This window comes from Mycolicibacterium brisbanense, from assembly GCF_001570425.1.
Classification (GTDB): Bacteria; Actinomycetota; Actinomycetes; order Mycobacteriales; family Mycobacteriaceae; genus Mycobacterium; species Mycobacterium brisbanense.
This window is the reverse complement of the sequence record NZ_BCSX01000007.1, coordinates 309940-316340: the sequence shown is the minus strand read 5'-3', so window position 1 is coordinate 316340 and position 6401 is coordinate 309940. Positions and strand designations below refer to the sequence as shown.

Annotated in this window: 4 protein-coding genes, 4 tRNA genes and 1 pseudogene; 7 read left to right on the top strand and 2 right to left on the bottom strand. The window is 64.8% G+C overall.

Going from position 1 to position 6401, the window contains the following annotated elements; all coding sequences use genetic code 11:
- Positions 1-106 precede the first annotated feature (106 nt).
- Positions 107-583 (top strand): annotated as a pseudogene (locus tag RMCB_RS04020) (zinc ribbon domain-containing protein); the annotation flags it as partial.
- A gap of 193 nt (positions 584-776) precedes the next feature.
- On the opposite strand, the gene RMCB_RS04015 reads toward RMCB_RS04020, so the two are convergent.
- Positions 777-852: transfer RNA gene (locus RMCB_RS04015), tRNA-Lys, on the bottom strand.
- Positions 853-1007: 155 nt separating this feature from the next.
- Between RMCB_RS04015 and RMCB_RS04010 the strand changes: the two genes are divergently transcribed.
- From RMCB_RS04010 to RMCB_RS03990, 5 genes are all read left to right on the top strand, one after another.
- Positions 1008-1080 (top strand) — tRNA-Glu (locus RMCB_RS04010).
- A gap of 36 nt (positions 1081-1116) precedes the next feature.
- Positions 1117-1193 (top strand) — tRNA-Asp (locus RMCB_RS04005).
- A gap of 40 nt (positions 1194-1233) precedes the next feature.
- Positions 1234-1307, top strand: a tRNA-Phe gene (locus tag RMCB_RS04000).
- Between the two features lie 491 nt (positions 1308-1798).
- Positions 1799-2992 (top strand): GGDEF domain-containing protein, encoded by a 1194-nt coding sequence (locus tag RMCB_RS03995; protein WP_062827717.1) that lies wholly within the window; start codon positions 1799-1801, stop codon positions 2990-2992.
- A gap of 271 nt (positions 2993-3263) precedes the next feature.
- Complete coding sequence (locus RMCB_RS03990) at positions 3264-4913, top strand: alpha-keto acid decarboxylase family protein (RefSeq protein WP_062827716.1); 1650 nt, start codon at positions 3264-3266, stop codon at positions 4911-4913.
- Between the two features lie 73 nt (positions 4914-4986).
- On the opposite strand, the gene RMCB_RS03985 is transcribed toward RMCB_RS03990, so the two are convergent.
- On the bottom strand, positions 4987-5874 hold the full coding sequence (locus RMCB_RS03985) for a LysR substrate-binding domain-containing protein (RefSeq protein WP_062827715.1): 888 nt from the start codon (positions 5872-5874) through the stop codon (positions 4987-4989).
- 103 nt (positions 5875-5977) lie between these two features.
- On the opposite strand from RMCB_RS03985, the gene RMCB_RS03980 reads away from it, so the two are divergent.
- Entirely contained in the window at positions 5978-6388 is a 411-nt protein-coding gene (locus tag RMCB_RS03980) for a cupin domain-containing protein (RefSeq protein WP_062827714.1), read from the top strand.
- The last annotated feature ends 13 nt before the right edge of the window (positions 6389-6401 follow it).

Genomic DNA, 6401 nt, shown 5'->3' with positions numbered 1-6401 from the left:
GAGACCCCGACAGAACAGGAGAACACCCCTGCGGCACTGACCGCCTGAACCACCACGACGAAGAATCACACGACGACGTCGTACACCACGTCCCGGGACTTGACCCCGCCGGGTCAACGATGTCCGCACCCATCACCTACACGTCCTGACAACGCGATTGGCCAAAAGCCACGGCCGCATCGTTGTTGAAGGTCTAGACACGGCCGGCATGCTGCGTCAACAGGGACTATCGGGTGCCCGCGCCAGACGGCGCGGACTCTCCGATGCGGCCCTGGGCACCCCACGCCGGCACCTGTCCTACAAGACGGGCTGGTACGGGTCTACGTTGGTGGTCGCTACCCGCTGGTTCCCGTCGTCGAAGACCTGCCATGCCTGCGGGCACGTCCAAGAGATCGGTTGGGCAGATACATGGCGGTGCGGTAGTTGTTCGATCACTCACCAGCGTGACGACAACGCCGCGATCAATCTCGCACGCTACGAGGAACCTGATAGCGTCGTCGGCCCAGTCGGGGCCGCCGTCAAGCGTGGAGCCGACCGTAAGGCCCGGCGCAGCCGGGCAGGTGGCCGTGAAGCGCGAAAGTGAGGCGGCTGCACGGCTGCCGAACAACCCCGAGATGGGGTGCAAGTCGGGTGACCGCGAAAGGCCGCTCGCTTGCAACGGCTCGAACCTACGACCTGCGAAAAAAACGAACGTAGGCTTGACAACGCGGCGATACCGGCCGAGCTCACGTTGGCGGCCACAACGTGTGGCAGCCTCCCGGCTTGGACGATCGGTCTGGTGCCCCCACCAGGGCTCGAACCTGGGACCTGCGGATTAAAAGTCCGTAGCTCTACCAACTGAGCTATAGGGGCGCGAATTGACAGGATACTTGGTGGGCGCAACGGTGTCTTCAGCCGCCCACTTTAGGCCTCCTACCACTGGGTTTGAGGATTTGGGCATCCGTACCCTAAGCTATCGAAGCTCCCAACGGACAACGTAGTGAGTACCCCGGAGAGATTCGGATTAGGCCCCCATCGTCTAGTGGCCTAGGACGCCGCCCTTTCACGGCGGTAGCACGGGTTCGAATCCCGTTGGGGGTACGCTACGCAGTAATGCGGAGCAACGCAGGAAAGCAAGGCCCTGTGGCGCAGTTGGTTAGCGCGCCGCCCTGTCACGGCGGAGGTCGCGGGTTCAAGTCCCGTCAGGGTCGCCATCACGGCGAGGCATTTCGGTTGGAATGACCGACGCCTTCCGGCCAGGTAGCTCAGTTGGTATGAGCGTCCGCCTGAAAAGCGGAAGGTCGCCGGTTCGATCCCGGCCCTGGCCACTGAGAGAGCCCACCGGTGACGGTGGGTTTTCTGTATGTGGAGGAGCTCGTCTCCAAGTGGCCGGTCGGGCCCGCGCTGGCGTGCCAGGTCACTTTGTTCTCGGAGCCATCCGGGATTGCTGGCAGAGAGCCGCGGCGGCGGTCGGTGCGCTGGAGGCCCCGGAGTCAGACCAGGCGCTCGCGACGACGTCGACGATCGCCGTCAGCTTGCTGACCAGATGCCGACCACGCCCGTCAGGTGTAGATCACGACGCGGTTCATACCTCGCGAGGTCGCATTGGGCCGTTGTATCGCAACGGCATTCCGTATATCAGCGGTCGGCGGTGCTCGACTCGGCGATGCTTGCTGCGCATGGCAGCTCCATGACAATGTGCGTTGCCGCCGAACCGGCAGCGCCGGTCTGGTAGAAAGCACTGGATACTGGGCCGGCCTGGGACGGCTCATGGCGCGCGAGCGTCACCCGGATCGCCATGGGCGTAGCCAGCTGGAGGGTGGCCTTGTCTGACGAGTGGTTGCTCGCTGTCGACCTGGGATCGTTCGCGATGGCCGGCGTCGGATTGCTGTTCTTCGTTGTCTGGGCTGTCGACCGGAGCAGAACCAGCGCCCTGGCTTTCGCAGGGGCGATCGCCGCGTACATCGCCGGGACAGTCGCGCTGTCGGTGCCGACGACGGCGGCGTTCGCCTCCTCGATCCACGGCGTCTTCTTTCCGACGGCCATGGCGTTATTGGCCGACGGTCTGCTCCGGCGCATCGGTGAGCGTCTCTCACGCCGGACCGTCATCGGATACCTCGTCGTGATGGTCATGGTCGTCTGGTACTTCGCCTACGTTTCACCGCTGTTGGTCGGGCGGGTCGTCACCCAGAACCTCGTTACGGCGCTGCTCTTTCTCACCGTCGCGCATCGGCTCCGTCGGCATGCCCCGAAAACCGGTCCGGATCGGGCCGCGCTCATCGCTACGCTCCTGCTGGCGGCCGCCCTCACCATCGGTGTGCTGGTGGCCCCGTTCTCGGCCATTCCACGCGAGCTCGTGACGCGGGCAGACCTGGACAGTTACATGCAGTCCAACCTGGAGCTGTGCTTGATCGTGTCCAGCACGATCGTCTTGCCTGCGTGCATGATCACGCTCCTGGCCGTCACTGTCGTCGACATGGTGCAGGAACTGCGATCCCAGCGCGATCGCGACGAGCTGACCGGCCTGCTCAATCGCCGGGGGTTCAACCGCCACGCCGAGACGACGTTGGCAAGCGCCGACCGATGTGCTCTGATCCTGGCGGACCTCGACCATTTCAAGGCGGTCAACGACACCCTGGGCCACGCGGGCGGTGACCGGGTGCTGATCGCATTCGCACGGATCCTGACCGGATCGCCGACGGGACCATTGGTGGGCCGCATCGGTGGCGAGGAATTCGCCGTATTACTGCCACACGTCGGAGTGGAGTCGGCAGTCGACTGGGCTGAGTCGGTTCGGGGCCGGATGGCTGATCAGGCCGGCGAGTTCGGCAGCGCACTCACCACGGTGACGGCGAGCTTCGGCATCGCAGCCGTTGACGTGCGGGCCCAGTTGACGGACATGCTCGACGCGGCGGACAAGGCGCTGTACCGCGCCAAGGCCGGTGGCCGGAATCAGACCGCGGTGAGTTCGTGCAGCGTCGTCCCGCCGGACCGGCTCGATCCGCTCGCATAGCCCTCGCCGCGCCGAGATTGACACCAGGGCTGCTGAGAACCTTCGGCAGCGACCGTGGCGTCGATTTCGGCGACGGGTTCGCTAAGGCGGAAGGCGCACGGCGGTTTCCCAGCGTCACGGCCTGTTGGTACGCGGTCTTCGCAGGTAACGTCACCTTTCTGGCCATCGGTGGGACGCCGGGTGGTGGTGCGAAATGGTCGGCTTGGCGCCGGGTGTCTGAGTGGGTGTCGCCTACAGAGGGCACCCGACTGCGTCTATTCGAGGTGACGTGATGGCCGAGACCGTGATTCAACATATTTTGAGCCGACTCAACGAGATCGGCGTCGATGACATCTTCGGGGTGGCCGGAGATTACGCATTTCCGGTCAACGACGCGATCGTCGAGCACGCGGCGCTCAACTGGATCGGATGCTGTAACGAACTCAACGCCGCCTACGCCGCTGACGGGTATGCCCGCATGCGCGGCGTGGCCGCACTGTGCACCACCTACGGGGTGGGCGAATTGGCGGCGATGAGCGGCGTTGCCGGTGCTTATGCCGAGCACCTCGCGGTCTTCCATCTTGTGGGCACACCCAATTTGGCGACGCAGGAGGCGCGGTCGTTGGTGCACCACACGCTCGGGAACGGCGAATTCGATCTGTTCCACCGGATGGCCGAGCCCATCGTGTGCGCGAGCGCGATCATGACACCGCAGAACGCGGTAGCGGAGACGGAACGTCTCATCGCCGCAGCGCTCTACCATCGGCGCCCGGTCTACATGGCGATTCCTAGCGATGTCGCCGATATGCCGGTGCTGGGCGCAGCAGGGCCGACCCAAGCCGCGACCAGCGATCCCACCTCTCTCGCCGCGGCGACCGATGCCGTGCTCGCTGTCCTGAAGGACGCTGGTCAGGCGTGTGCGCTGCCTGGGGTGCTGCTACGTCGGCTGGGGTTGACGGCTGCAGCGGAAGCGTTCGTGGCCGCCTCCGGCTTGCCGTTCGCGACGATGTTCGCCGACAAGTCGGTACTCGGCGAGGATCACCGGAACTACATCGGAATGTATGTCGGCCGGCTGATGGACGAACCGGTGCGGGCGTTCGTCGAATCGTGCGATGCGGTGGTGATGATCGGGGCCATGCTGACCGACGGGAACACTGCCGGTAACACCATCCGGCTGGACGCGGCCACGATGGTCGACATCGGGCACCACCGCACCACAGTGGGTTCGGTCACATACCGCAACGTCGAGATGGCCGACATCCTGGCGCAGTTGTCGGAGCGGGTCACCAAACGCACTGAGGTGCCGGTGATCTCTCCCGAGACGCTGGGCCCGATCCACGGTGGCGGTGAGGACCCGATCACCGCGGACACGCTGTATCCGCGGTGGGCGGAGTTCTTCCGGCCCGATGATGTGATCCTCACCGACACCGGAACCGCCTCGCTCGGTTTGGCGTTCGCACAACTGCCCGCGGGCGCGGAGTTTCACAATCAGACGCTGTGGGCGTCCATCGGATGGGCGACTCCTGCGGCGTTCGGCGCCGCCGTCGGCGCACCGGATCGGCGCTTGATCCTCATCACCGGTGAAGGTTCACACCAGATGACCGCACAGGAGATCAGCCAGTTCGGCCGGCACGGGCTGAACCCAATCATCATGGTGCTGAACAACTCTGGCTATCTCAGTGAGCGAATGCTGTGCAAAGACATGACTTTGGCCTACAACGACATCGCGGCGTGGAACTACGCGGAGCTTCCACGAGCTCTGGGCTGTGAGGGGTGGTTCACGGCGCGGGTGAGCACGTGCGGTGCGCTCGACGACGCGCTCAAGGCTGCGGGGCAAACCGACGGTGCCGCGTACATCGAAGTGGTCACCGCGGCCGACGAGGCCCCGCCGATGTATAGGACACTGCACGCACACGTCGAGTCCTTCTACAACCGTCGCTAGGTGCTCCGCGAGATCGACGCCAGGGCTGCTGACGACGCTCGGCAGCGACCATAGCGTCGATCTCGGCGAGGCGTCAGTCGTCGGCGAGCGTGAGCAGCATCTCGGCGAGCTTGGCTGTCGCGGGCCCGAGCTTGGACTGCTCGGCTGACGCCAGATAGATCTTCCACATCACCGCGGGCAGCACGTGCACCGTGCGTAGGTCGGGAAAGCGGGCTGCTTCGCTGGCCGGCATGAAGATGGTGCCGAGGCCGTGGCGCACCAACTCGGCCGCGATCGAATACTCAAGCGCCACTTCGTGTGGTGTGTGCGCGGTGACGCCTGCGGCGGCGAACGCGTCGTCGACGAGGCGTCGCAGACCGAATTGCGGCGGGAATCCGATGAGGTCCTCGCCGGTGAGTTCGGTGATAGGAATCTCGTTGTGTGCGGCGAACGGATGATCGGTGCGGCAGACGAACACCATGGGCTCCTCGCGCAGTAGGTGCATCTGGATGCGCCCGGGAAACCTGTCCGGTGCGGACACGAGCGCCAGGTCGAGTGAGCCGTCGGCGATGGCCGACAGGTATGCGCTGGAACCGGTTTGGCTCTGTCGCAACCGGATTTGGACCCGGGGATAGTCGCGATGGAATTGGCCGAGTACCTTCGGAACGTCGAGCGCACCAGACGTGATGAGGGCGCCGAGATCCACCGTTCCGGTCAGTTGGCCGCGGAAATCGCCGACGGAGTCCTTGGCGATGCGAGCGGTTTGCAGGACACGTCCGGCGTGCTCCCGGAACAGTTCCCCCGCCGGGGTCAGCTTGATCTGCTGGCGGGACCGGTCGAACAGCTCGACGCCGAGTTCCTTCTCCAACTTGCCGACCGACGTCGACAGTGCGGACTGGACGACGTGGGCGCGGTGGGCGGCCCGCGAGAAGCTCAGCTCGCCGGCAACGGCGACGAAGTGTTCGAGCTGGCGCAGTTCCATGGCCCTTTTCTATCAATAACGTAGATGGAAAGTATCAAAAGCATTCGTTGGACTTGATGACACCTGGGCGGTGTGATGGAAGCATCGAGCGAAAGGACCGACTGTGCTGGCTGCCGGAAACACCAAGATCGCCGACCTGCTGATGGTCACACCACCACGGATTCCCGAGGGCGCCCATGCGATGACGCAGCTGGTCGAACTGCCGCCCGCCGACGCCGGCGTGGCGCCGCACCGCCATTCCGGGCCGGTGTTCGGCTACCTGCTGGAGGGCCGCATGTTGTTCGAGCTCGAAGGCGAGGAACCCCGGGAAATCGTCGCGGGCGAGGCGTTCTGGGAGCCCGGCGGTGAGGTCGTGCACTATCAGATGGTCAACCTCGAGCCCGACCGATGGTGCCGGTTTCTCGCGGTCTGCCTGTGCGCTCCGGACGTCGACATGATCACGATGCTCACGCCCGCGGAGATTGCGGCTCGAGACCACCTGCGCCACCCCAGCGCCCGTCAACATGCCAACTGACTGAAACGAGGAA